Origin of the sequence: Paenibacillus sp. GCM10028914, assembly GCF_042666275.1 — a bacterium.
Classification (GTDB): domain Bacteria; phylum Bacillota; class Bacilli; order Paenibacillales; family Paenibacillaceae; genus Paenibacillus_AQ.
The window spans coordinates 182785-206113 of sequence record NZ_JBHTFO010000016.1 but is presented as its reverse complement, the minus strand read 5'-3'; the positions used below and the strand labels follow the sequence as shown (position 1 = coordinate 206113).

27 protein-coding genes and 1 riboswitch are annotated in these 23329 nt (G+C 44.7%); of the genes, 7 read left to right on the top strand and 20 right to left on the bottom strand.

Translation table 11 applies throughout. The features are described 5' to 3' along the window. Positions 1 to 17 precede the first annotated feature (17 nt). The 3 genes from ACFQV5_RS16575 to ACFQV5_RS16565 form a co-directional block, all read right to left on the bottom strand. Positions 18 to 122: a YjcZ family sporulation protein gene (locus tag ACFQV5_RS16575; RefSeq protein WP_379248461.1), complete on the bottom strand. Its 105-nt coding sequence runs from the start codon at positions 120 to 122 to the stop codon at positions 18 to 20. Positions 123 to 232: 110 nt separating this feature from the next. After that, entirely contained in the window at positions 233 to 505 is a 273-nt protein-coding gene (locus ACFQV5_RS16570; protein WP_379248460.1) for a phage holin family protein, read from the bottom strand. Between the two features lie 274 nt (positions 506 to 779). After that, positions 780 to 1091, bottom strand: coding sequence for an MTH1187 family thiamine-binding protein (locus ACFQV5_RS16565; protein ID WP_379248459.1), 312 nt, complete (start codon positions 1089 to 1091; stop codon positions 780 to 782). A 304-nt stretch (positions 1092 to 1395) separates the two neighbouring features. Continuing rightward, a riboswitch (cobalamin riboswitch) is annotated at positions 1396 to 1629 on the top strand. Between the two features lie 193 nt (positions 1630 to 1822). Here ACFQV5_RS16565 and ACFQV5_RS16560 point away from each other — a divergent pair. After that, positions 1823 to 4156 carry a ribonucleoside-diphosphate reductase subunit alpha gene (locus ACFQV5_RS16560; protein WP_379248458.1) on the top strand — a complete coding sequence of 778 codons (2334 nt, stop codon included), beginning with the start codon at positions 1823 to 1825 and terminating at the stop codon, positions 4154 to 4156. A 224-nt stretch (positions 4157 to 4380) separates the two neighbouring features. Here ACFQV5_RS16560 and ACFQV5_RS16555 read toward each other — a convergent pair whose 3' ends face one another. Further along, the gene (locus ACFQV5_RS16555; RefSeq protein ID WP_379248457.1) at positions 4381 to 4719 is read right to left on the bottom strand and encodes a hypothetical protein; all 339 of its coding nucleotides are present in this window, start codon (positions 4717 to 4719) and stop codon (positions 4381 to 4383) included. Positions 4720 to 4954: 235 nt separating this feature from the next. Between ACFQV5_RS16555 and ACFQV5_RS16550 the strand changes: the two genes are divergently transcribed. Next, positions 4955 to 5986, top strand: coding sequence for a ribonucleotide-diphosphate reductase subunit beta (locus ACFQV5_RS16550; RefSeq protein ID WP_379248456.1), 1032 nt, complete (start codon positions 4955 to 4957; stop codon positions 5984 to 5986). 93 nt (positions 5987 to 6079) lie between these two features. Here ACFQV5_RS16550 and ACFQV5_RS16545 read toward each other — a convergent pair whose 3' ends face one another. The 10 genes from ACFQV5_RS16545 to ACFQV5_RS16500 form a co-directional block, all read right to left on the bottom strand. Beyond that, positions 6080 to 6874: a DUF817 domain-containing protein gene (locus ACFQV5_RS16545; RefSeq protein WP_379248455.1), complete on the bottom strand. Its 795-nt coding sequence runs from the start codon at positions 6872 to 6874 to the stop codon at positions 6080 to 6082. 93 nt (positions 6875 to 6967) lie between these two features. Then, positions 6968 to 7276, bottom strand: coding sequence for a hypothetical protein (locus tag ACFQV5_RS16540; RefSeq protein WP_379248454.1), 309 nt, complete (start codon positions 7274 to 7276; stop codon positions 6968 to 6970). A 242-nt stretch (positions 7277 to 7518) separates the two neighbouring features. Next, positions 7519 to 8403, bottom strand: coding sequence for an MFS transporter (locus tag ACFQV5_RS16535; RefSeq protein ID WP_379248453.1), 885 nt, complete (start codon positions 8401 to 8403; stop codon positions 7519 to 7521). Then, positions 8381 to 8617 (bottom strand): hypothetical protein, encoded by a 237-nt coding sequence (locus ACFQV5_RS16530; protein WP_379248452.1) that lies wholly within the window; start codon positions 8615 to 8617, stop codon positions 8381 to 8383. The genes ACFQV5_RS16535 and ACFQV5_RS16530 overlap by 23 nt, the downstream gene beginning before the upstream one ends. A 118-nt stretch (positions 8618 to 8735) precedes the next feature. Then, positions 8736 to 9185, bottom strand: a complete 450-nt coding sequence (locus tag ACFQV5_RS16525) for a MarR family winged helix-turn-helix transcriptional regulator (protein ID WP_379248451.1) — start codon at positions 9183 to 9185, stop codon at positions 8736 to 8738. 800 nt (positions 9186 to 9985) lie between these two features. Beyond that, entirely contained in the window at positions 9986 to 10768 is a 783-nt protein-coding gene (locus tag ACFQV5_RS16520) for an AAA family ATPase (RefSeq protein WP_379248450.1), read from the bottom strand. Positions 10769 to 10834: 66 nt separating this feature from the next. Further along, a complete protein-coding gene (locus tag ACFQV5_RS16515; RefSeq protein WP_379248449.1) occupies positions 10835 to 11425 on the bottom strand; it encodes a P-loop nucleotide/nucleoside kinase family protein in 591 nt (196 codons plus the stop codon). Between the two features lie 34 nt (positions 11426 to 11459). Then, on the bottom strand, positions 11460 to 12020 hold the full coding sequence (gene ssuE / locus ACFQV5_RS16510) for an NADPH-dependent FMN reductase (protein ID WP_379248448.1): 561 nt from the start codon (positions 12018 to 12020) through the stop codon (positions 11460 to 11462). A 253-nt stretch (positions 12021 to 12273) separates the two neighbouring features. Further along, positions 12274 to 13089 (bottom strand): VanW family protein, encoded by an 816-nt coding sequence (locus ACFQV5_RS16505; RefSeq protein WP_379248447.1) that lies wholly within the window; start codon positions 13087 to 13089, stop codon positions 12274 to 12276. A gap of 344 nt (positions 13090 to 13433) precedes the next feature. Beyond that, positions 13434 to 13625 (bottom strand): hypothetical protein, encoded by a 192-nt coding sequence (locus ACFQV5_RS16500; RefSeq protein ID WP_379248446.1) that lies wholly within the window; start codon positions 13623 to 13625, stop codon positions 13434 to 13436. Between the two features lie 304 nt (positions 13626 to 13929). Between ACFQV5_RS16500 and ACFQV5_RS16495 the strand changes: the two genes are divergently transcribed. Next, positions 13930 to 14388, top strand: coding sequence for a hypothetical protein (locus tag ACFQV5_RS16495; protein WP_379248445.1), 459 nt, complete (start codon positions 13930 to 13932; stop codon positions 14386 to 14388). 210 nt (positions 14389 to 14598) lie between these two features. On the opposite strand, the gene ACFQV5_RS16490 is transcribed toward ACFQV5_RS16495, so the two are convergent. Then, complete coding sequence (locus ACFQV5_RS16490) at positions 14599 to 15231, bottom strand: NAD(P)-dependent oxidoreductase (protein ID WP_379248444.1); 633 nt, start codon at positions 15229 to 15231, stop codon at positions 14599 to 14601. Positions 15232 to 15581: 350 nt separating this feature from the next. Between ACFQV5_RS16490 and ACFQV5_RS16485 the strand changes: the two genes are divergently transcribed. Beyond that, a complete protein-coding gene (locus tag ACFQV5_RS16485; RefSeq protein WP_379248443.1) occupies positions 15582 to 16475 on the top strand; it encodes a hypothetical protein in 894 nt (297 codons plus the stop codon). A gap of 318 nt (positions 16476 to 16793) precedes the next feature. Here ACFQV5_RS16485 and ACFQV5_RS16480 read toward each other — a convergent pair whose 3' ends face one another. Further along, positions 16794 to 17477, bottom strand: coding sequence for a YetF domain-containing protein (locus tag ACFQV5_RS16480; RefSeq protein WP_379248442.1), 684 nt, complete (start codon positions 17475 to 17477; stop codon positions 16794 to 16796). Positions 17478 to 17633: 156 nt separating this feature from the next. Between ACFQV5_RS16480 and ACFQV5_RS16475 the strand changes: the two genes are divergently transcribed. The 3 genes from ACFQV5_RS16475 to ACFQV5_RS16465 all read left to right on the top strand — a co-directional run bounded on the left by ACFQV5_RS16475 (position 17634) and on the right by ACFQV5_RS16465 (position 19943). Beyond that, positions 17634 to 18572: a hypothetical protein gene (locus tag ACFQV5_RS16475; protein WP_379248441.1), complete on the top strand. Its 939-nt coding sequence runs from the start codon at positions 17634 to 17636 to the stop codon at positions 18570 to 18572. Positions 18573 to 18784: 212 nt separating this feature from the next. Next, positions 18785 to 19417 (top strand): TetR/AcrR family transcriptional regulator, encoded by a 633-nt coding sequence (locus ACFQV5_RS16470; RefSeq protein ID WP_379248440.1) that lies wholly within the window; start codon positions 18785 to 18787, stop codon positions 19415 to 19417. Positions 19418 to 19436: 19 nt separating this feature from the next. Further along, positions 19437 to 19943: a DUF4188 domain-containing protein gene (locus ACFQV5_RS16465; RefSeq protein WP_379248439.1), complete on the top strand. Its 507-nt coding sequence runs from the start codon at positions 19437 to 19439 to the stop codon at positions 19941 to 19943. A 62-nt stretch (positions 19944 to 20005) separates the two neighbouring features. On the opposite strand, the gene ACFQV5_RS16460 is transcribed toward ACFQV5_RS16465, so the two are convergent. From ACFQV5_RS16460 to ACFQV5_RS16445, 4 genes are all read right to left on the bottom strand, one after another. Beyond that, entirely contained in the window at positions 20006 to 20239 is a 234-nt protein-coding gene (locus ACFQV5_RS16460) for a YezD family protein (protein ID WP_379248635.1), read from the bottom strand. 152 nt (positions 20240 to 20391) lie between these two features. Beyond that, a complete protein-coding gene (gene cysW, locus ACFQV5_RS16455) occupies positions 20392 to 21255 on the bottom strand; it encodes a sulfate ABC transporter permease subunit CysW (protein WP_379248634.1) in 864 nt (287 codons plus the stop codon). A gap of 26 nt (positions 21256 to 21281) precedes the next feature. Further along, entirely contained in the window at positions 21282 to 22124 is an 843-nt protein-coding gene (gene cysT / locus ACFQV5_RS16450; protein WP_379248438.1) for a sulfate ABC transporter permease subunit CysT, read from the bottom strand. Between the two features lie 39 nt (positions 22125 to 22163). Then, positions 22164 to 23240, bottom strand: a complete 1077-nt coding sequence (locus ACFQV5_RS16445; RefSeq protein WP_379248437.1) for a sulfate ABC transporter substrate-binding protein — start codon at positions 23238 to 23240, stop codon at positions 22164 to 22166. Positions 23241 to 23329: the final 89 nt, after the last annotated feature.

The following is a 23329-nucleotide window of genomic DNA, read 5'->3' as shown; positions in this document are numbered from 1 at the left end:
TTCAAAATGCTATCTTATTAAACGAATGCACTTGTGATGATAACCAGCAGAATGAACAATACCAAGATTGCGCCGATACCACTACCGTATCCTCCGCCGTATCCTCCAACAACTTCACCCATGATTCATACCTCCTTTGTTTTTAGCCACACCATATCTTATGTCGATTCAATGAAACGGTCAGGGCGCTCAGGTATTTATGAAGCCCAAAAAATTTCGACACGGGTTCCGATTATTTCTCTTTCTTCCCTTTATCATCACCACTTTTCATAGCCTGCTTCACGGCCTGATGCCCGAATACAGCAAAAGCCCCGGTAAGAATACCTTGTATAACAGACTCCATCCCCGACCCGATCATACCGACGGAAAATACAACAGCGCACACAACGACAATATAAACAATGCTCCAATCCGGCACCTTCGGAGTCCTCTTCAAAATATAACCAATTACCCAACAAGCCATGACGACCATAAACAACCTCGGATCAATCAGTTCAAAAATCATGTTCCATTCCACTATTCACACGACCTCTCTGATATTAATCACGACGTCTACTTCCTTCATATTATGAAATTCCTGCAAAAACAGCTTGTTCATTAGCATATTATCTGGAGTCTTGGAATAGTACCGCTCGTAACAAAGCCCCTCATTATTCGTTAAATAAAAAAACACGGCTCCAGAAGGTCTGGAAAGCCGCGTATTCTTGTGTACATAAACATGCTGGCGAGAAGCTGAACCACCAAGCTACATCAACAGCTTAATGATTAATCGCATGAACTTATTTGTCCCCAGCCAGTTTTTCCTGTACGGATTGAAGCTTTTGCTTACTGGAAGACGCTTGATCCCGGCGATCATCGATTTTGACAGATGTGGATACACGCTGTGCACCAGACAAGAAAGGCGCCTCATGAAGAGCCTCAATGGCCTTCCACACATAACTTAGCTCACCTTCAATAATGGTGCTCATCGAAGTCAATTCGTATGAGATTCCTTCCTGTTTCAAAAGCACTCGCTGCATGGCTGCAACATAACTGCTTAAACTCGTTGTAGCTGTTCCAATCGGAATTACAGTCACTTCTGCAATAGCCATCGACCCTCACTCCTCCTTCAACCTAAACTTTCAGATATCTATTATTGTACCAGTCTGCGGCATTCATTTTAAATCTTATTCACTTATTTGTCTCATTCAAAAATTAGCCCCAAACGCAATGACTCATAAAGCGAGAATCCCCTTAGAAAAGGACGTATTTCGTCAAAATGTGTGAAATCTCACACTCTTTTGAAGGTTTGCGAATTGGCGATTTCCATTCTCATTTGCTATAATTCACCTTGCGTCAATTTCAAGAAAATAGTTTACAAACACAATATATTGGGTTAAATTTAATTAACGTCAACCAAATATAGTGTATGCAGGTGTTTGACACTTCATAGAGAGTCACACTTAATAGGGAAGCATGGTGCAAATCCATCACGGTCCCGCCACTGTATAGGGTTTCAAGAGCGCGTTTTTTGCGGTTTTGAAATGAATTCGGATTTTATGCCACTGAGGGGCTATGACATTAGTCCTTTGGGAAGGCGCCGAATTCTATTCCCCAAGTCAGGAGACCTGCCTGTATGCAGCTAAGCACATATCCTACGGGAAAATAGGAAAGTGTTCTCTTATTGCGTCTGTACATAACAGCAAGCCCAAATACGGCGGCTTAAGCTACTATGCACATTTTTTTCACAGCGCACCTGAACATTTTCAGCCTCCCCAAGGTTTGGAAAATGTTTTTTTAATGTTCTTTTTCCCATTTCCCCCTAGAAAGCGAGGATTTACCCATGCCCCAATTTGTAGTTAAACCGAACAACCGTCAACTAGCTTTTGATCCAAATCGCCTCTCCGTATATGCTGACCGGATTATGAATGATCTGGATACGCTGAACAAGGAGCAACTGCTCCGTGGTGTGAACTCTAAACTTCGCGGAGAACAAGTAACCGGCGAAGAAATCAGCAATGCATTCACCATGTCGGCTCTAGAGCTTGTCACCAAAGAAGAACCAAACTGGAAATACGCAGCGGCTCGTTCGCTCTTGACTTCACTATATAAAAAAGCGGCTAACCACCGCCGTTACAAAGCCTATCCGGATGAGCCATATGGCAACCTTTACCCTCTTATCACCGAGCTGGTTCAAAAAGGTATTTACCGTGAAGAGCTTCTGGAATGCTACACCAAAGCACAAATTGAAGAACTTGGAGAAACGATCGACTATACTCGCGACCTCTTGTTCGACTATATTGGACTACTTACGCTCGCTGAGCGTTATCTGGCTACTGATTTTGACGGACGTGTAATGGAACTTCCTCAAGAGCGTTATATGATCATTGCAATGTACCTCATGCACAAAGAGCCTGCTGACAAACGTATGGATCTTGTTAAAGAAGCATACTGGGCTATGAGTAACATCTACATGACCGCTGCTACGCCAACGATGTCCAATGCTGGTAAAAAGGTAGCAGGCCAGCTGTCCAGCTGTTTCATTGATACGGTGGATGACTCGCTTGAAGGAATCTTCGATTCCAACACAGATGTTGCGCGTCTTAGCAAAATGGGTGGCGGTATCGGCGTCTATCTTGGTAAAGTCCGCGCACGTGGTTCAGATATTCGTGGACACAAGAACACCAGCTCCGGCGTTATCCCTTGGATTCGTCAATTGAATAACACAGCAGTTAGCGTAGACCAGCTGGGTACACGTAAAGGCGCAATCGCCGTTTACCTGGATGTTTTCCACAAAGATATTCTGGCCTTTTTGGATCTGAAGCTGAACAATGGTGATGAGCGTATGAGAGCACATGATGTGTTCCACGGCGTATGTCTGCCTGATATGTTCATGGAAGCTGTTGAAGCCCGCGACGAGTGGAGCCTCTTCTGTCCACATGAAGTGAAGAAAGTGATGGGCTGGAAAGACGAGAACGGTAGAGCACTCGGTTTAGAGGATTTCTATGATGAGAAGCTTGGTGAAGGCAAATTCCGTGAAAAATATGCAGAAGCTGTAGCAAATCCACAGCTCTCCCGCATTACGGTGCAAGCGATCGATATCATGAAACGGATTATGAAATCCCAGTTGGAAACTGGTACACCTTACATGTTCTACCGCGATACGGTTAACCGTGCTAACCCGAACTCTGCACACGGTATGGTCTACTCTTCCAACCTATGTACTGAAATTATGCAAAACCAATCGGCTACAGTTGTTGAACAAGAAGAGCTTGTGACCAAAGACGGCCAGACGCGCATTGTCATCTCGAAAGTTCCTGGTGATTTTGTTGTCTGCAACCTGAACTCCATTCACTTGGCTCGTGCAGTTCCAGCCGGCGTTCTAGAGCGCCTTGTACCAATCCAAGTACGTATGCTGGATAACGTTATCGACATTAACAACATCGAAGTTCTACAAGCGCAATACACGAACAGCCAGTACCGTGCAGTCGGCCTCGGCACATTCGGTCTGCATCACTTGCTCGCTCTTGAGGGTATTCGCTGGGAATCGGATGAGGCCGTTGCCTATAACGATAGCCTGTATGAAAAAATCAACTACCTGCTCGTTAAATCCAGCATGGAGCTCGCTAAAGAAAAAGGTCATTATCCGAAATTCAAGGGTTCTGACTGGGAAAGCGGTGAGTACTTCACCTACCGTGGTTACACGGATGGCGAGCACGAAGGCAAGTATGTAACGACTGAACAGTGGCGTGAGCTTCAGCAAGAAGTTCAGCAAAATGGTGTCCGTAACGCTTGGCTTTTCGCCATCGCACCGAATGGATCAACTTCCATCATTGCTGGTTCTACTGCAAGTATCGATCCTTTATACGAGCTTCTGTCTTATGAAGAAAAAACGACATATAAAATCGCTAACCCGGCACCAGACCTGTCTGAGAAGACAATCTGGTATTACAAAACAGCCTTCCTGATCGATCAAAACTGGTCCATCAAAATGGCTGCTGCCCGTCAGCGTCACGTAGACCAAGCTCAAAGTTTTAACCTGTACGTTCGTCCTGACATTAAAGCTTCAGAGTTCCTGGCACTGCATCTTCACGCTTGGAAAGCTGGTTTGAAATCAACTTACTATGTACGGAGCCGTGCACTTACGATTGAAGAGTGTGAGAGCTGCGCGAGCTAAAACCCACCCAACCCCTCCCTTCCAGCTTATGCTTCCGATGAGAGTTTCCCTAAGGGAAACTTTCAGGAGGGCCCCAAGGGCTCTGCCCTCTGGACACCTGGAACAAGAGCGCCGATTAAAGAGTGAGTTTGGTGGAGTACGTATTTACGAGTGCTAGGAGCACTTACTCCCTTCGGGATTCGCTGTGGGTTAGTGCATAACTTGTGAGTTACTTTGGTGTTCTTTTAAGTTACTAACTGCTTGGAGCGCTCCCCCTTCGGGATTCGCTGTGGGTTTGTGCATAGCTTGTGAGTTACTTTAGCGTTCTTTTGAGTTACTAACTGCTTCGAGCGCTCCCCCTTCGGGATTCGCTGTGGGTTTGTGCATAGCTTGTGAGTTACTTTAGCGTTCTTTTGAGTTACTAACTGCTTCGAGCGCTCCCCCTTCGGGATTCGCTGTGGGTTAGTGCATAACTTGTGAGTTACTTTGGCGTTCTTTTGAGTTACTAACTGCTTCGAGCGCTCCCCCTTCGGGATTCGCTGTGGGTTAGTGCATAACCTGTGAGTTACTGTTACGTCGTCCATCCATTGCTGTAAGCGGGCGGTCCGCGAAGCAGCAGTTGAATATACTAATTAAATCAATTAAAGACTACTATGGGTAAGGATATCCCATCGGAAGAGTTTACGTCCGCCTTTGTTGGCCCTTTGCAACCGATTAAATACAATCCAAAGGCAAAGGGACAACAACAGCGGCTGGAGAGGGGATTTCCGTCCCTGATGTCCGTCCCATGATATCCGATCTAATAAGGAGAGAATAGGCATGCAAATGCAAAAAATATTTAATACCGAAGCACCTAACCAATCCACACGCATCATCGAAGGTGAATGCTCGGGTATTTTGAACTGGAATGACATCCGGATGCCGCACATGTACAAATTGTACAAGGTACTCCTCTTGAACCACTGGATCGCTGACGAAATTCCAATGTCCAAGGATGCATCACAATTTCCGCGCCTTGATCCAGAAGAACAACGTACGTTCAAGATCAACATCTCCCTTCTGGCGGTACTGGATTCCATGCAAACCATGTTCGTTGGGGATGTAAAACGCTACTTTACAGATTCTTCTCTTGAAGCAATCTCAGCAATTATCGGTCAACAAGAAGTTGTCCACAATCAATCCTACTCTTACGTTCTCTCTTCAATCGTCTCTGAGCAGGAGCAGAAAGAGATTTTTGAATACTGGAAGCATGATCCGGTACTTCTAGACCGGAACCGTTTCATCGCGGATATTTATCAATCCTTCCGTGAAAATCCATCACCTCAGACGTTCTTTGAATCCATGGTCGCTGACCTGATCCTTGAAGGTATTTTCTTCTACAGCACATTTGCCTTCTTCTACAACCTTGCACGTGACCAAAAGATGATGGCAACCAGCCAGATGATCTCTTACATTCAGCGTGATGAGAATCAGCACTGTTACTTCTTTGCAGAAGTATTTAAACAGCTGCTCATCGATTTCCCTGAACTGAACACAAAAGAGAACATGGATTACTTGTACCGCACAATTGACCGTGCAGTAGAGCTCGAAACGAACTGGGCACATTACACGCTTAGCAACGTTCGCGGCATCGATTTGAACGAGCTATCCGATTACATCAAATATATTGCTAACCGTCGTCTGAAAATGATGGGTCTGGAAAAAGCATATGAAGGTGTGGATGTAAACTGCATGCCTTGGATCAAGCCTTTCTCCGATGAAGCATTGAATGCTACGAAAACAGACTTCTTTGAAGCAAAATCTCGTAACTACGGTAAAGTCGGCGACGACAACGGATTTGACGATCTGTAAAATAACGACTGTTCAACATACCTAATCAATACAACAAAACACCCCGTTTCCTTTTCAAATGGAACACGGGGTGTTTGTTGTTTTTGGACTCTCTTACATTACGGTCCCTTTTATATCCTCTACCGCTTTCCTGCCCTGCTTCAAATGCTTCAACTGAGCCACAATAATAACACTAATTACAACCAGCAAAAACCATGAACTGATCTTACCGATGTGCACCAGAGTCCAAACCTTTTCCTGCCCCGGATACGTCCAGGCACCAAAGAACGTTGAAATATTCTCTGCGATCCAGATAAAGAAACCGATTAGCAAAAATGACAGGGTCATCGGCATCCGATATGTTGTACCCATAACATCGAAATGCACCCATGTTTTCATAAACACAAGAAAGAGCAGCGCTGTCAGCACCCAGCGAAAATCCCATATAAAATGGTGAGTAAAGAAGTTAGCATAAATCCCTGCACTTAACAATACGGTCAGCATTGGCACAGGCCATCCGGTTAACCGTAGATTCATCCGGCGCCATGACTGACAAATATAACTCGCTACACTCGCATACATAAAGCCGCTATAGAGTGGAACCCCAGCAATTTTACTCCAACCTTCTTCCGGATATGACCAAGATCCCATATGGACCTTATAAAGCTCTAACATCAATCCAATCACATGAAATACGCAGATGACTTTCAGTTCATCCATCGTCTCCAGCTTAGCAACCACCATACCGATTTGTGCCACAAGACAGATAATGAGAATCAGATCGTAGCGTGGGATTCCTGGTACCTCTATGATTTTGGTCAGTGCAAGTGCAGCGAAAATGATAACAGGAAAAATACACGAAAGTGCCTGCTGAATACCAAACGCCCACAAATTACGGATAAATGTCATACGTCCTCCTCATAACCTGTTTATTATGTTCGAGCGTATCACAATATGTAACGTGATTAACACTACATTCCCGTAACTCTTTCTGTGGATATACTACCCTTCCACTATATCTGCCCTTAGTCCACTCGCAACCTCAATCATGATCGGTACCACAGCTTCATTTATGCCAGATACATATATGTCTCCCTCATAATATCGAAACGGGATCTCGCTGCCATCATACTTCCACATGAAAAAATGTCCCTCAACGGTCATAGTGACAGATCCCGTCACCGTAAACGCAGTAGTATAGGTAAAATCAGATCTGGACTCGAAATATTGCTCACACTCTTCCAACGTTATCGTTTGTGCCGTATTCTCATCTTCCTGAAATGCTCTCGTGATTCGATAGCGCTGCGCCATTGAAATACCTCCAATTTGTATATAATGGGCTCTTCACCCTAAATGATGTTCGACTACGTAAACCTAGGCTATAGTTTACCAATTGTAACTGTACAACAGCCTCTATTGTTCTTCAAGTACCCCAGATTAATGAGCGTTTATGTAGGAAAAACAACCTTTATATATTATTGCTCATATAAATGAAAAGGATGAATCAGATAAAGGTCTAGCCCCCTCTACATGACTCATCCATTCATTAAATTTTAAGCTTCAGCCAAATCTACTTTCCCTTTTTTCCGTAACAGGAAGGTTAGGGGAACCGCGACAACAGCAATGATCGTACCCACCATGAATACGTCGTCAATACCCATCGTCGTGGCAATAGGCTTATTCGTGACTCCTTCACCTACATAGTAAGAGGTTCTTGATACGATCAATGCGCTGAAAATCCCGATCGATAAAGAAGCAAGCCCTTGACGCGCCCAATTCGTGATCGAAGAAGCATGTCCTGAATATTCACTGGATACGGCACTCATCGCCGCATTCGTCAGTGGCATGTTACAAAGCGCTATACCCAAACAACGTACCAGTTGTAGTCCTGCGATCATGTAAATAGACGATGTTGCCGTAATGTTACTGAATGCCGCTGAACCAGCCACGATAATGATAATACCCGAAAACACCAATTTAAAAGGTCCTATCCGGTTATAAAACTTACCGATAATAGGTGCCGCTACAGCCATCACCAAAGCTCCCGGCAACAAAATCAGTCCTGTATCCATCGGCGATAACATCAGCACGGTCTGCAAATACAGTGGAACCAATAGTGTCCCCGTATACATGGATATCGTTACGATACAGTTCAAGATCAAACTATAGCGGAATCTTGGGAAACGGAATACTTTTAGCTGAAGGAGCGGAGAAGCATTTTTTAATTCCCATATAATAAAGAAAGCGAGCAGTACGACTCCAATTCCTAATAGCGACATCGTTTTCCATGAACCCCACCCCCATTCGCTTCCATGACTAACGGATATCAGAAGGAAGGAACTGCTGATCACTACGGACAAAAATCCGAGCGTATCGAAAGACTTTTTTTCACTCATCTTGTAATACGGAATGAATTTAGCCACAATAAATATGGACAAAATGCCGATTGGGATATTCAATATAAAAATTGATTTCCAACCAAAGTATTGAACCAGCCATCAGCCACTGCACCGTGCTCAGTTCCGCGCCAAATGTGTCCATGACTACTGGGAAGGTAACATTAATTGTGGTGATACTGAGTACTGCTAGAAAATTGCCGAAGAAGATCGCGCTCATGATGAGCCAAAATGATGATTGATTTTGCGTGTTCATAAGCTGCCTCCAAACGTGATTAAGTGAGCATTTTTTAACATGCTGGTATAAAAAATATAAAACCCACCTTAGTCTGTGAAATAGGGACTTGAGGTGGGATTGCTCGAAAATTAGATGTTCAGTTAAATAACTTACGACGAAGCATCTTCATCAAAACATAGATCATATCTGCTTCATCCTGGTCAAGCTGTTTAAAGGATTCTATAATTTCTGCATCGCCTTCGCTCCGCGCGCTACGGACAAGCTCCCGCCCCTCATCGGTATATTGAACATAATGACTTCGGCCATCTCGAGGGTTAGGTGTTTTGCGGACCAGTCCTCTCTGTTCCAGAGAATCTACCAAATATGTAATGGTTGCCGCTTTAAGTTCCAAATACTCCGCCAATCGAATCGGTAAACAAGGCCCTTCCTGATCAATAAAACCTAATATTGAATACTGATTAAGAGTCAGATCGTTTTTCCTAAGATGTTTTAAAAAAGCGACCACACGATGCTTGGTCATTTTATCTGACAGCTCACGGTATACATCCATCAGCATATCTACATTAGTTTCGTTACTATGATTCATAACCCGTCACCTCCAAACCCTCTTTTAATTTTAGTTCAGATATTCAAACTTGTAAACAGTATTTTCATTTATTTTCATTAATTTTTCATACAAATAGACAAAACTAATTAGAATAACTGTAATATATTATGAAAACAACAACATATCACACATAAAAAACCTTCACTCATTCGACTGAAGATTCCCCCTTAGAATAGACTTTGGAAATACGTTTGGGTAAATCCGATGTAATTGTAAATGGGCATTTTTAAACCACCGAAAAAGTCAAAAGTTTAAGCATTATCCAGAGACTCTTTAAGTTAGAGGCTATACGGTTACTTATTGATGAAGAGTAGAGCTATCGAAAGATCGCAGATCACTTAGAAATACAGGATAAGGATCGGGTTAAAGTCTGGGTGTGAAAATACCAGGAAAAGGTGGAACTAGAATTCGAGGATAGACGTGGAGATCCATACCGACTTGAAATATGAGGCAAAGAAGAATTGAGGAATTCGTTCGAAGCTGACTCCTGCTAAATACTGAAACAAGCTTACAGGTTAAAGCGATCTAACTCTACAACGGAGAAGGCGGAATCATTCTGGAGAAGCGAAGCGTTCGCCTTTGTCCCCGGATTTCAACATAAAATATATAATTCAGAAGAAATTCGGGGGCAACAGCGATCGGAAGAATGATCCGCATTCGTAGTGATGTACAAACTCGTATAGTATTTTTTCAATATCTACAAAATGAGGATTGATTTGGCATCAGAGAAAGCTCCAATTTGGTAAACTAGGTACTCGTTCATATCAATAATGGTCATGCTACTCCTCAGCCAAGAGTTCCTGCAGCATGATTTCACGGTTATTAACGAATTCCTTCATAATCATAAAATGATCGGTCTCTTCAAGACTACACTCTTCTATCCCCTCTTCGCTAAGTTTCAGAATCCGTGCATCTGGATACGCCATAAGAATAGGAGAATGCGTAGAAATAATAAACTGTGAATGATCCTGCACGAGATCATGAATACGAGTGAGCAACGCCATTTGCCGTAACGGAGATAGCGCCGCTTCAGGCTCATCCATAATATACAGTCCGTTCCCACTGAAACGATGCAAGAACGTAGCAAAGAAAGACTCACCATGTGATTGCTGGTGCAACGATTTTCCACCATAGGATTGATATAGCCCCGGGCACTCGCGTTCTAACGCATCAACCTCCGAAGCTACATTATAATAACTTTCCGCACGGAAAAAGAAACCGTCTCTCGGCTTACGAACACCCTTTACCGCTCGAATATACTTATGCAAGTCAGAGTGCGTCTCTTCCGTAGCAAATGAGAAATTCATCGTTCCTCCCTCCGGATTAAAACCTAGAGCAGCTGCAATTCCTTCTAGCAGGGTAGATTTACCCATACCATTCTCTCCTACGATATAAGTTACCTTAGGGTGAAAATCCAGCTGATCAAGTCTCGATACGGCAGGCAAATTAAAGGGATACTCTTCAAACGAAGGGACTCGATCTCGGAGTAAAGTAACAGCCCTTAAATACGCATTCAGAGTCGAATCATTGATATTGATCTTTCCCCTCTCCTTCCAGGACATTCATATAAACCAAAAACGGCCGATTCCATATACCCTCTGGAACCCGCCGCTGTTGTATGACATCTACTATTCTTTCATCAGAAATTTATACAAATCCTCTACCTTCTCATCCGTTAGCGTTCCACTGTTGTCGAACACTTTGATCGAGCTTTGCGGTATATCCCAATTCACTTCTGGAACAAAATCAACACGCTTCTTGAAATCATCCCAATGATCCAGCTTCCACTGGTCACGCTCGGTCTGTCTGTCAATAATGCGTTCCTTCTGCAAATCCATATCCTGAAGCGTAACCACGATTACCTTCACGTCAACCTCGTTCTTGCTCAGGCCAGCAGCCGAGATGACTTCCTCGATCCATTCCCGGTTTTTCAACTCAGCCGTAAACGGAGAGATCATAAATACGTTCTGTCCTGCATTCAGGTTCTCAATACAAATATCCTTTGTTGTATCATATTCCAGATCACGCAGATTCTCTTTATAAAATGAGGAATCCCGATCATTGGGATCCAGACCATTAGCCTCTAAAAATTTCTCAACAAAACGCCCGCCAACGGTATCGCGATCCAGAAATGCTGCAGGAATGCGTACCGCAAGTTTCTTCGCTACTGTTGTTTTACCTGTTCCTGCCACACCAACAAAAAACACTAGTTTTTGCATGTCATACCTCCATAATAAGTACTTCGTATCCTTACTATTTGCTTACAGTCTTTACACCGCTAATTCTTAAGCGTGTTTCCATGGCCAATTCTTCAACTGCGGTATTAAGCCGATCCTGAAGTACGTCATCGATATCGAATCCACCGTCTTCGGTACGAGCTACCTGTGCATCAACTGCGTATACGCCACCTAAAATATGACGCGCACCAATGGATGACAATACTGGTTTCAGTGCATAGTCGATAGACAGCAAGTGGGCTAAGCTTCCACCGATAAAGAGTGGCAATATAATCTTTCCTGCAAGGCCCTTCTCCGGAATAAGATCCAGAAACGTCTTGAGCACACCTGTGTATGAAGCTTTATATACCGGACTTGCAATAATGACAGCATCCGCTTCGGCCACTAGACCATTCGCCTTGACAATATGTTCGCTTTCAAATTTCGTATGAATCAAGTCCTCGGGCGGCAATTGACCCACATTTATTCGGGACACCTCAAAGTCAGCCGCTGCCAGGCTCTGTTCAGCAAAATCCATAATTGCAGTCAGACGCGAACCTACTGTAGGACTGCCATTAATAATAACGACTTTAGCCATTACCTATCACCCCTGTTCAGTTATTCATTAACACGTCGCCTTTATAGGCGTTCTGTAATATAATTGATCCTCATCAGGACCGACCTTGCGGCGAGAATCCAGAAAAAAAGACTTCACAAGTTACTGTAAAGTCCTCCGCTGGTTCGGTAGTAACCTATTTATAGACAAATCCTAGGAAATTGATCTGATTTAAGTAATATGTTATCAATCTGCATCTGGTTTTGTCAACGTTAGGAAGCCCTCATCACATGATCTATTCACGGGCTGTACTTGCCTCTGCCAGAAGTGGTGAATACATCATTAGTGCATGATTTTCTGTAACTACTTCATCAGCAATCACATCTCCATCCACCGTGTATACTTTTCGGCCAATGATGTTATGCCGCGAATAACCTCCCCAGACTTCCTGGGCAATCCGGTGATCTTTCTCGTACACTTCATACCGATACAACCTGTTACCGCTTGATCGCCACTCCCCGATCAATTCATGATCCGTCACCCATACTTTTAACTGGTATACCTCATCCGTCGGATTATGAATTTGGAGGTCCAAATAATTGTAGGCACAAGTTGCTCCGCTCCCGAACGGCTGTGTCCTGTTCGAATCAGGGAACACATCATAGCTATGTCGATGTCTCTCTGTTACTTCCAGCGGACTGTGCAGTGTCATCCAATAGATAAGATTAGACAACTGACACAATCCTCCGCCGAGTCCGGCCTTAAATCCACCATAAAACAACACCATTCCGTCCACATAACCTTTTCGGCGTGTCGGGCGTCCAATGGTTCTCCAATAAGACATTGTTTCCCCTGGGCGAATCAACAGCCCGTCCAGCTTCTGAACAGCAATTTTTAAGTTAATCACCTTATTCCGGTGATACCAAACATCCACATCTTTTAGATTACGTACAAGAGGGGTCTGATGTCTGAATATCTGATATTTCAAGGGCTCTCGCTGTATCGTCCCGGCAAGTTCCGTCTTGTCTGTAACCCATTCCCAATAGCGGCGATAGGTAAAGTAATGCTTGCCTGCCCACAATCGGAGTCTCGATCGCTTAATCGGTTTCATAATTTCACCCCCTTCTTATGAAGAATTAGGTATAGATAATTTTATCATGTTTACTACCGAATAAAGACATTGATTTGTAAACATATTCCTGTTCATCCAAATTAACAGCTTTACTGCACTTCCTTCTAGGTACCTGCATAGAGATAAAGCATCCCTGTATGCCGTCTTATAAAATGCTAAGGAGGCGTTGCCATGGGTAAGCTGCCCTGTATCGGTATGAACAGAATTATGTCCATTCTATAGAGACAACAAAAACACTGAAAGAGCATATAAAAAAAGCCCGGATTTCTCCGGGCTGAGCAATAGTTTCTTTTATAAACTTGAGGAATATCTGTGCTGATTAATCAATGCTTCCACCATCTCCAGCGCTGATGTGGTTCTTCTTTCGTGATCATCAGATCACCTATATCATCCGAGAAATGTTTAAACCGTTCACACCCGAATTCCAAGCGATAATACTCACCTTCCTCACCAATATCCATACGTGTATGAATTTTGCTGACCACATTTTGCATTTCCGAAAAACCTTCGAACATCGTTACTCGACCTCCTGAATTGACCGGCAGCCTATGTCCTGCCGAGGAGTTAGCCCTTTTCAAAACAGGAGCCGGCAAGATCTGAGCCGCAGGTGTTTTTTTAATGCTGAGCACTTATTGGTTACGCTTTCATTTTAACAGATAACTCTCCATTTGAGAATGTAATCCCAATAATTTTGCATCAAAAAGTCCTCTCAGCAAGGACATTTTCACAAATCTGAAACAATTCACTTATTCGATCACAGTGATATGTATGGACCCTATGTATCTCCAAAAATTGAGTCCTTTATGGAGGTTATAATTTATGAAATCCGGTAACAAGAGAATCAATGGGCGCGGAGAAATGAGCTATTATGCGCTGAATAAATTAGCTTCTGCCGGTGCTATTTTACTGCTGCTGACCGTAATTTCCTGGCTTTGGCCGTCCGGGGCAAGCAAGCCTTCCTCAATTCTCGGAGTCTCGCTTCCTCTGGAGCACTGGGTATATGGTTATGCCCTGCTCGCTTCACTTTCTGCTGATGCTATTCTCTCGCTCCTGCCATCTTTAGACCGATTGAAACAAGCTGGCCTTTACGCAGCAGCAGGTTTTCTATTCTTTGCATTAGTTACTGAGGGAGGAAGCGATACCATTTGGATACGCGGAGTCGCAGGGGTGCTTTTGCTACTTATGTACTTATGGGGCAAACAAACCTTCACGAACCAGACGCTTGTGACTCCATTGTTCGCACTCGTTGTCCCCTTGATCTGCTGGGCTTTTATTTAAAACCGCTCCATGGAAACGACTCCTTAACCCTACAAAAGCTCTCAACGTTGCGCGGTGGCCTCCTGGGAATAAGCTATTCCTTGCAGTAATGATAAATGAAACGCCGTAACTCTGCCCGATCGTTGCATCGGTCTTCGAGATACGGCGTTTTCCCAATTTATAAATGTAGCAATTCTCAAGCTGTAATAGAAACACAGCTCACCTTACGAATTAATAAGCCACCGTAAAACGAGTCCCAATAAACTGCGGATCTTCCAGCTCGTCCAGCATGGCAACAGCATAATCCTCTACAGAGATGCGGCTGGCTCCGCTTTCGTCCATAATCAGTCGATCTGTTCCAATGCGGAACTGACCGGTTCTTCGACCAGGTTCAATAATTGAAGCTGGGCTCAAGTAAGACCACTCCAGATCACATTCCTTATAAATACCGTACGCATCTGCATGAGCCTTCGCAAGAGGCCATAGCTCTCTCGGAAACTCTGCTGAATCCATAAGTGCCTCTCCACTGTCTGTAATTAAGCTACCTGCTCCTCCGACAATCAGAAGACGCTTCACACCTCCACGCCGAACTCCTTCAATTAATGCCCGCGCTGCTTCGAGTAGTTCTTCCTCCTCCCCAAACCTTGGTCCATAAGCGCTAATCACGGCATCATGCCCTTTTACTGCTTCTGCGACCGAGGATGGGTCAACGGCATTCGCACGGACGATGTTCATCTTGTCTTTTACATCATCTAGTTTATCGGGGCTCCGAACCACTGCTGTTACTTGGTGCCCCCTTCTTAAAGCTTCCTCCGCTATTCGTTTTCCAATCGTTCCTGCTGCTCCAACTACCGCAATATTCATGTTTATCTTGCCCCTTTCAACTGTGATGACTGTATCATCGTTTTCCGGATTATCCCGGTTTTCTGAGAGTCCTAAACTTCCTCTTCCTATCTACTTATCCTGAATGGGCAACCTTCAAACCTGAAAAGTTCGTATTTCCTATTCAAAAACATCGCTTGGACTATACAAAACTATAATACACTCTCCGATAGTATATATATACATGCATAATTGCGAAACACAACCCCATGATAACGACCTACAGCATATGAGTATTTCCTCTTATTCATGTCGAATTATAAGAAATAATGTGTAACCAAGTCCCTCCTGCCCCGCTTTACAAAAATGATGTCTAAGGAGAGCAATACCCCATGAAAAAAAGAACGAATTACCGCATGTACCTTGTGTTTGCTTGTTGTCTGTTGTTCCTCAGCAGCTTTTCCGCCCCGATCGGAAGCGCAGAAGCACAGCCGAAGCAAAAAGCAACCTGGTTTTGGGATACACCCCTGATCAAAGACTCAGCCGAGGAGATTTTGTCCTTTGCTTCTGAGAATGGTATCACTACGTTTTACCTACAAATGAATCGGGATGTGCGTCCTGAATACTATAAAAGTTTCATCCGTCAAGCAACAGCTCAAAACATTCAGGTTCATGTACTCGGTGGTTCGCCAAGTTGGTCCCTAGAAACCGAACGTCACCGTTTGGAAACCTTCCTCAACTGGACCCGAGATTATCAAGAATCAGCTGCTCCTGAGGAACGATTTACAGGTATTCATATTGATGTGGAACCACATGTACTTAAGGAATGGCAAACAGACCGTTCTTCCTTAATTCATCAATGGCAAAATAGCGTCCGTTTTCTAGCAGATGGTGCAAGAGACCTTAACCTTCCGATCACAGCAGATATCCCATTTTGGCTTCATACGTACAACCTGCCTGATAACTCCATGTCGATGAGCAATTGGATTATTTCAACCGTTGATGCTGTAGCAATCATGGCCTACCGTGATCAAGCCGCAAGCATCTACAACCTGGCTTTACCAGAAATGAATGAAGCAACAGCACTAGGAAAACAAGCGATTATCGCCGTTGAAACAAAAGCCAGCAATGAAGGAGAATTTATTACGTTTTATGAAGAGGGCTCTGCCTTTATGAATAAACAGCTCACACAAGTCGATAGCATGGCTTCAGAAAACACATCATTTAACGGTTTTGCAATCCATGAGTATAGATATTGGAAGGCTCTTGTGGATCGGGGAATTTAATAACACAGTACAAAAGAGGCTGCCAGTTTATCTGGTAGCCTTTTTCCTTGATCACAATTAAATAAAATCCCGACTACCTCATGCCACCAACAGAAACATGAGTATATAGCTGATAGTCAGTTTTGCACGTTTTAAGGGACCTTTTTCAACCTGTATTTCCTTATGCATATAAATCCCCTCCTTCACACCGAGTAGTGTTTTACCCACTTCATTCCACGACTTGTAATCTATATATCCATTGTATTCTGACGCTTGTTTTTTGACCACAACTAAATTTGTTTCCTTTATGCAAAATAAACCATGCCAACCTAGTCCCCTTTAAGAATGGCAGCCACGAATAATAAATAAATCTTTACCTTCCATCCATTCAGCATAAGCCAGCTCACTTGGGTCACTACAGCCTTGTTCACGCAGCTTCATGGATAGCCAAGACTTGTCCTTACCGATCCGGCTGAGATTATCCTCATCAATAACGCCGTTTTCTACGAGGCAACAAGACAAATGTTTAGGCTCTTCAGGCAACTTAAGATCACCGCGCTCCACATTGTCAAACAACGAGTTCTTCAGCACGCTAAGCGAGCCATTTGTCTCGAATATGGCATATGCTACTTCTCTCAATGAGAAGATTTCCTTCTGTCTCAACATCATTCGTAACTGCTCAAAATCAACCTTATTTCGTTTCATTTCCTTTAGATCAACCTCACCGTTTCTTATAATTATCGATGGGGTTCCTTCAAGCGGTCCACGAAGTTTTTTTGCGTGCTGAGTTATCTTTTCAAAAATATAAGACAAGGTGAACCAGACCCCCAGCGCAAGAACCAACTCACTGTACCGGATCTCCTCTGCATACAATGTTTCACCAACAATGTCACTGAGAAGTAGCGAGGAAACGAAATCAAAAGGCGTTAGATTTGATATTTCCTTTTTCCCTAAGAGTCGTGTCAGCAACCACAATCCTAAAAAACCGATGACCAGTTTGATAGCAGTCATACCAAAATCCATAACCGTTCCTCTCCTCCCTTCCTATCTTTGCTTCTTATTTACCCATTGCTTAGGTATGTGAATTGGATCCTTATCAACGATAAACAGAGCCACTTATCTTGAAATCCGCCTCTTCTTGTGCAATAGTGAAAGAAGAAAATAGAAGGAGGGATCGGCTTGTCCCTTGCTGAATGGATTGACACTTTTTTCGGCTCGATGGAAGGACTGCTGGCGGTGATGCTAGCAGCGGCCGTATTCCTGGGCTTATACATATATTGTGCTACAAGGCTTCAGGCAGCACGAACGGAGACGCTGGAGCGGATACGACAGTCTCTGACACTCTACACACAGCTAGCCGGACCGCTCACAGCTTATATCGATCGTTCTGATGATGCTGACCTGCCTGATGAACACCTTTTAAGTCTTCTGCAAGAATGTAAAGCCGCAGATCGGCTTACGATTGATCTGCTACAGCAGATCGATACCTATCTTCGTGATCGGGATGATTCCCGTCTACCTCATCTCAGCAAAATACTTGAGCGTGAGATGAATCGTCTCGTGAAGGAACGCAGTGAGCTTCTACGCCGAATTGAAAATCCCGGTTGGGGCAGCGGTTTATGGATGCTTCTGAAACCTGCTGTGCCTGGCGTATCTTTTGCTGCTGCCGTATTCTGGACCTTTAGACTTATATCTGAACTTCGCAGCCCAGGAGGCTGGGGTCATCTTGAGGTATGGACACTTTGGCTTACCTGTATGATTGCTACCATTTCCTTTTACCGGCTTCTAATGGATTCCAAACGCCGTTCACTCGGTATTGTTTTTTACGGACTCCATCTGTTGATTGCCTCCATTGCGTTATTCAACTTGGTATGGGTCGAGGCTTCAGTATATGTACTTGCGGGACAAGCATTACTATACTTAACAGGTTTCTGGTTCACCTCTACCCGATCCAGAAAGGAAAGACCATACGCGGGGAATCCAGAGCTTCTAAATATGTATATGGAGCAGCCAGCTTCGGTTACCGATGATCACAACCGGGCAGATGCCCCTGCATTATCCCCCCCTAACTCTCTGCCTCCCCGTGACGGCAGTTCAGGTGGAAAGACTCGTTCTTAATTGTTTCATCCCATATCGTAAGGCCCTGCGGTCAACATTCAGACAGCAGGGCCTTTTTCTGTTGAATAAAGTTATTGCTATTTATAACTCTTACAGAACTTTATTTCGGCTCCTCTATCGATATATATCTTTACTTGTGTTAATTTATTTACACAAGTAAAGATTTCCGATGAAATCACCTACTCACCATTTATTTCGATAAGGAGACACTCATGAATCAACCTCATATCCCGCTGCGTGAACTTAAAAAAGCCAAATCAAAAATCGCTCTTTACGAGGCTGCTATGTCCTTAATCGGAGACCGTATGTACCGTGAGGTGAAGCTTGAAGATATTTGCCAGATGGCTGAGGTGTCACGGGTAACCTTCTTTAATTTGTTCCGCAAAAAGGAAGATTTGCTTCTGTACTTCATGCGAATTTGGCTGACAGAGAGGCAAATTGACATCGTGGAGCAGAATCTCCGAGGATTTGATGTGGTGCAGCATATACACAGCAAGATTGCAGAGCAGGCCCAAGAAAAAGTTGGGATTATGCCTAGTCTGATCGCTTTTTTGGCAGAAATGAAAATGCACCCCGCTATGCCGGAGTTTAGCCAGGCTGAAGTTCAGCTTCTATTTCCCGGACATGTGGAACTTGGCTCCCTAACGCCCAATATGTTCGCTCTGTTTGAGCAAGCCATGTCGGAAGCCCTTCAAGATGGAACGCTGAAAGAAGGGATCTCCATTGAAGCAGCTATACAGTTCCTCTTTACAGTGTTTTATGGGGCATTTCTAACCTCACAACTGTATGCTTCGGAAGATATTTTAAGTTTCTATGAAACCCAGATTCAATTCATTAAAAAATAAGTTTTATGGGGGATTTAGTATGGGCAAAGTCATTCCCGGCCGCTATACGGCTCAAATGGACGATTCGTTTGTTGTGTTTATCATTGGGATGCGGGTAAACCGCCTCTGGGCAGTCCATAAATGGTTACCTGTGTTTCGGTCTATGGGTCCTATGATTCGCGAGCTCTACATGAACCGTGACATCGGGTTTCTGGACGGGAGTATACAGTTATCTTGGCGTGGAGTCAGCCACATTCAATATTGGAGATCCTTCGAGGAACTGGAGAATTATGCGCGGCACGGCGCTAAGCATCTCGAAGCTTGGAGAAACTTCAACCAGCGCATTGGAACAGACGGCTCTGTCGGCATCTATCACGAAACGTATATGGTACAGCAAGGACAGCACGAGTCCCTATACAACAATATGCCGTTATACGGATTGGCCAGGGCAGGTCGACACGTTCCAGCAACCGGCCGAAACGAAACGGCAAGCCGCAGGCTCGGCCGAGACAGTGAACCAGCGGTTCCCACTCCGCCTAGTCCATAACATCAGAAAAGCACTTCCGAATGATTTTAATCACTGGAAGTGCTTTTCACTGATTCCTTACCCTATTTCACTCCTGTACGGGGTGAAGACGAAGCCGGTTTTGCTGAGCTCTGACTGGACATTTTCAGTGGGGCGGCGCCGGAAGACGTATTTCCAAAACGCTTGCGCTCCGTGCGTTCCATCTGGACGATCTGTCCCTCATGCACAACGATATGCAGTGAACCGAACTCCATGTCGTCCAAAAGACTTGCAATGCGTTCCAGCCACGTTTCATCTACTTTCAAAGGTTTCGCCATGGATACCGCCTCCTTTACCGGGGTTAATGACCTTGTTGTTCTCACTTATAATCAGACAATTTATACATCTGGAAGCCACCAGTTTGTTAATAAATCATTCTTTTCCAACCCAAATAGTATGAATTAAACTTAGCATGATCTGGAAACTTGTGTCAATGGGCACTTTGTCGTGTAAACCAATTTTTGAGCAACAGTGTAATCAAGGCCAGTAGAAGCAGGAGGGACGCTACCGCGAAGGAAGCTGAGAATTGATATTCATTGTACAGAATCTCCACATGAAGCGGCAATGTGTTCGTCTGCCCCCGAATATGTCCTGATACGACGGACACCGCTCCAAACTCTCCCATAGCTCTCGCGTTACACAGGATGATGCCATACAGCAGTCCCCATTTCATATTCGGAAGTGTAACCCGCCAAAATATTTGCCAACCTCCTGCTCCAAGGGTGAGCGCTGCCTCCTCCTCTTTCGTCCCCTGTTCTTCCATTAATGGAATCAGTTCTTTCGCAACGAACGGAAAGGTGATAAACAGCGTCGCCAAGACGATACCCGGCAAGGCAAATATGATCTTAATATCATGAACATCTAGCCACGGTCCGAGCCACCCTTGACGACCAAAGACCAAGACGAAGATCAGTCCGCCAATCACAGGCGATACGGCAAAAGGCAGGTCAATCAGCGTAACAAACAAACCTTTTCCCTTAAAGCTGAATTTTGTAATCGTCCAAGCTGCAATGACACCAAATATGGTATTCAGTGGGACCGTAATAGCAGCCACAAGAAGTGTCAGTCTCAGAGCTGATAGTGCATCAGGATCAGATAATGCTGCAATATAAACATCCAAACCTTTCTTCAATGCCTCGGTAAGTACCGTCAATAGTGGAAGTACGATCAGCCATAACAACACCATGCCAGCCGTACTGATCAAGGTCCATTTTACCCACGGTTTCTCCGCCGCCGCCGGAGAAGATGGAGTGCTACCTCGCACACCCTGTGATAAAGGTACGGTTCCTGCCATCATGAATCCCTCCTTAAGTGTGGCGTTTAGCGTGCGGTCTTCCGTGTCCAGTGTTGTAATAGATTAATACATAGAAGCATGAGAAAAGAGATGAGCAAGAGCAGTAGCGCCACCGCTGTAGCACCTGCATAATCAAACTGCTCCAGCTTCGACATGATAAGCAGCGGAGCGATTTCTGTCTTCATCGGCATATTGCCGGAGATGAATACGACCGATCCGTACTCGCCGATACCACGCGCGAAAGCAAGTGCAAATCCGGTCAAGAGCGGCGGAATCAAGGTTGGAAAAATAACTGTACGAAAGGTTCGCCAGCGCCCTGCACCCAGCGTAGCCGCTGCTTCCTCAGCATCCCGCTCCGCGTCCTGAAGCACAGGCTGAACCGTCCTGACTACGAATGGAATACCAATGAACATGAGCGCAAGTGTAATCCCGAGCGGTGTAAAGGCCACTTTGATCCCGAGCGGTGCAAGTAATGAGCCAATCCAGCCGTTCGCGGAATAAATCGCCGTCAGCGCCACACCTGCTACCGCCGTAGGGAGTGCAAACGGAAGGTCAATCAACGCATCCCAGAGATGTTTACCAGGAAACTCATACCTAACCAGCACCCAAGCAAGCAGCAGGCCGAGAACCACATCAATCAACGCTGCCAGTGCGGCTGTTCCTAGACTGACTCTATAGGATGCTAGTACTCGCGGATCAACCGCAATCTCCCAGAACTTGCTCCATGTAAGTCCCGTGTGGTTCAGCAGCAACGCCGAGAGCGGCACCAGAACGACCAGGCTCATATAAAATACGGTAAATCCCATTCCGATCCCAAACCCAGGGAGCACCTGACGACGCCTATTGCTCTTGGTCCGAAGTAAAGCCATCTTCCTCATCCTTTCCTGCCTTCAGCCATGTTTGGCTGATCAGCTACCAGGTACATAAATCCTGTCAAATATGCCCCCATCATTAAAGTGCTTCACTTGCGTCTCTTCCCAAGTTCCGAATACATCCTTCAGTGTAAACAGTTCAATCGCGGGGAACTTATCTTTAAATTCATCCTTTACCTTTTCCAAGGTCGGACGGTAGTAGTTTTCTGCAGCGATTTGCTGTCCTTCCTCACTGTACAAATATTTGAGATAAGCTTCTGCCACTTCACGTGTCCCGTGCTTATCAGCGATCTTATCCACGACTGCAACCGGTGGCTCCGCCAAAATGCTTACTGATGGATTCACAATTTCAAACTTATCGGGACCCAGCTCATTAATGGATAGATACGCCTCGTTCTCCCACGCTAACAACACATCCCCAATTTGCCGTTCCACGAACGTTGTAGTCGCCCCGCGAGCTCCGCTGTCAAGTACAGGCACATGCGTGAATAACTCCTTCACATATGCCTCCGCTTTCGCTTCATCATTATTGTTCGCTTTTAGTGCATAACCCCATGCCGCTAAGTAATTCCACCGTGCTCCACCAGATGTTTTCGGGTTGGGAGTAATTACTTCTACTCCTTCTTGAATGAGATCCGGCCAGTCCTTAATGCCTTTGGGGTTGCCCTTACGTACCAAGAACACAATGGTCGATGTATATGGCGCACTATTATGCTCAAACTTGCCTTCCCAGCCCTCTTCGATTAATCCAGCTTGACGGATTGCATCGATATCGTATCCAAGCGCGAGTGTAACCACATCTGCTTCCAAACCGTCGATAACCGATCGGCTCTGTTTACCTGAACCACCATGTGACTGCTGAAATGTCACCTTCTGGCCCTTCTCCTTCTCCCAGTAAGCTGCAAAGGCCTTATTATAATTCTCATACAACTCTCGTGTAGGATCATAAGATACATTTAAAAGTTCCACACTTTTCTTCTCTGTACTGTCTGTCTTTTCGTTCCCTTTAGCTGATATAGAAGTATCTGCTTTATCTGCTCCGCAAGCTGCCAAAACCGCGGTCATCATCACTGCTAAACCGATCAGAGCCCCTCGTCTCATTGCATTCTTCATATGGAATCTCTCCCCTACTATTAATCTAAACAGGAGTACAACAAAAGAACGGAGGAAACCCGTGAGATGAGGTCAAATCGGCGGTAAGC

Coding starts and splice junctions, on each gene's coding strand:
- ACFQV5_RS16575 (WP_379248461.1), bottom strand. CDS start 122: ATGGGTGAAGTTGTTGGAGGATACGGCGGAGGATACGGTAGTGGTATC.
- ACFQV5_RS16570 (WP_379248460.1), bottom strand. CDS start 505: ATGATTTTTGAACTGATTGATCCGAGGTTGTTTATGGTCGTCATGGCT.
- ACFQV5_RS16515 (WP_379248449.1), bottom strand. CDS start 11,425: ATGCAAAAACTAGTGTTTTTTGTTGGTGTGGCAGGAACAGGTAAAACA.
- ACFQV5_RS16490 (WP_379248444.1), bottom strand. CDS start 15,231: ATGAATATTGCGGTAGTTGGAGCAGCAGGAACGATTGGAAAACGAATA.
- ACFQV5_RS16520 (WP_379248450.1), bottom strand. CDS start 10,768: ATGTCCTGGAAGGAGAGGGGAAAGATCAATATCAATGATTCGACTCTG.
- ACFQV5_RS16555 (WP_379248457.1), bottom strand. CDS start 4,719: ATGGACGACGTAACAGTAACTCACAGGTTATGCACTAACCCACAGCGA.
- ACFQV5_RS16470 (WP_379248440.1), top strand. CDS start 18,785: ATGAATCAACCTCATATCCCGCTGCGTGAACTTAAAAAAGCCAAATCA.
- ACFQV5_RS16500 (WP_379248446.1), bottom strand. CDS start 13,625: ATGTTCGAAGGTTTTTCGGAAATGCAAAATGTGGTCAGCAAAATTCAT.
- ACFQV5_RS16485 (WP_379248443.1), top strand. CDS start 15,582: ATGAAAAAAAGAACGAATTACCGCATGTACCTTGTGTTTGCTTGTTGT.
- ACFQV5_RS16505 (WP_379248447.1), bottom strand. CDS start 13,089: ATGAAACCGATTAAGCGATCGAGACTCCGATTGTGGGCAGGCAAGCAT.
- ACFQV5_RS16560 (WP_379248458.1), top strand. CDS start 1,823: ATGCCCCAATTTGTAGTTAAACCGAACAACCGTCAACTAGCTTTTGAT.
- ACFQV5_RS16465 (WP_379248439.1), top strand. CDS start 19,437: ATGGGCAAAGTCATTCCCGGCCGCTATACGGCTCAAATGGACGATTCG.
- ACFQV5_RS16460 (WP_379248635.1), bottom strand. CDS start 20,239: ATGGCGAAACCTTTGAAAGTAGATGAAACGTGGCTGGAACGCATTGCA.
- ACFQV5_RS16525 (WP_379248451.1), bottom strand. CDS start 9,185: ATGAATCATAGTAACGAAACTAATGTAGATATGCTGATGGATGTATAC.
- cysW (WP_379248634.1), bottom strand. CDS start 21,255: ATGGCAGGAACCGTACCTTTATCACAGGGTGTGCGAGGTAGCACTCCA.
- ACFQV5_RS16565 (WP_379248459.1), bottom strand. CDS start 1,091: ATGGCTATTGCAGAAGTGACTGTAATTCCGATTGGAACAGCTACAACG.
- ACFQV5_RS16495 (WP_379248445.1), top strand. CDS start 13,930: ATGAAATCCGGTAACAAGAGAATCAATGGGCGCGGAGAAATGAGCTAT.
- ACFQV5_RS16480 (WP_379248442.1), bottom strand. CDS start 17,477: ATGGATTTTGGTATGACTGCTATCAAACTGGTCATCGGTTTTTTAGGA.
- cysT (WP_379248438.1), bottom strand. CDS start 22,124: ATGGCTTTACTTCGGACCAAGAGCAATAGGCGTCGTCAGGTGCTCCCT.
- ACFQV5_RS16550 (WP_379248456.1), top strand. CDS start 4,955: ATGCAAATGCAAAAAATATTTAATACCGAAGCACCTAACCAATCCACA.
- ACFQV5_RS16445 (WP_379248437.1), bottom strand. CDS start 23,240: ATGAAGAATGCAATGAGACGAGGGGCTCTGATCGGTTTAGCAGTGATG.
- ACFQV5_RS16545 (WP_379248455.1), bottom strand. CDS start 6,874: ATGACATTTATCCGTAATTTGTGGGCGTTTGGTATTCAGCAGGCACTT.
- ssuE (WP_379248448.1), bottom strand. CDS start 12,020: ATGGCTAAAGTCGTTATTATTAATGGCAGTCCTACAGTAGGTTCGCGT.
- ACFQV5_RS16530 (WP_379248452.1), bottom strand. CDS start 8,617: ATGAACACGCAAAATCAATCATCATTTTGGCTCATCATGAGCGCGATC.
- ACFQV5_RS16540 (WP_379248454.1), bottom strand. CDS start 7,276: ATGGCGCAGCGCTATCGAATCACGAGAGCATTTCAGGAAGATGAGAAT.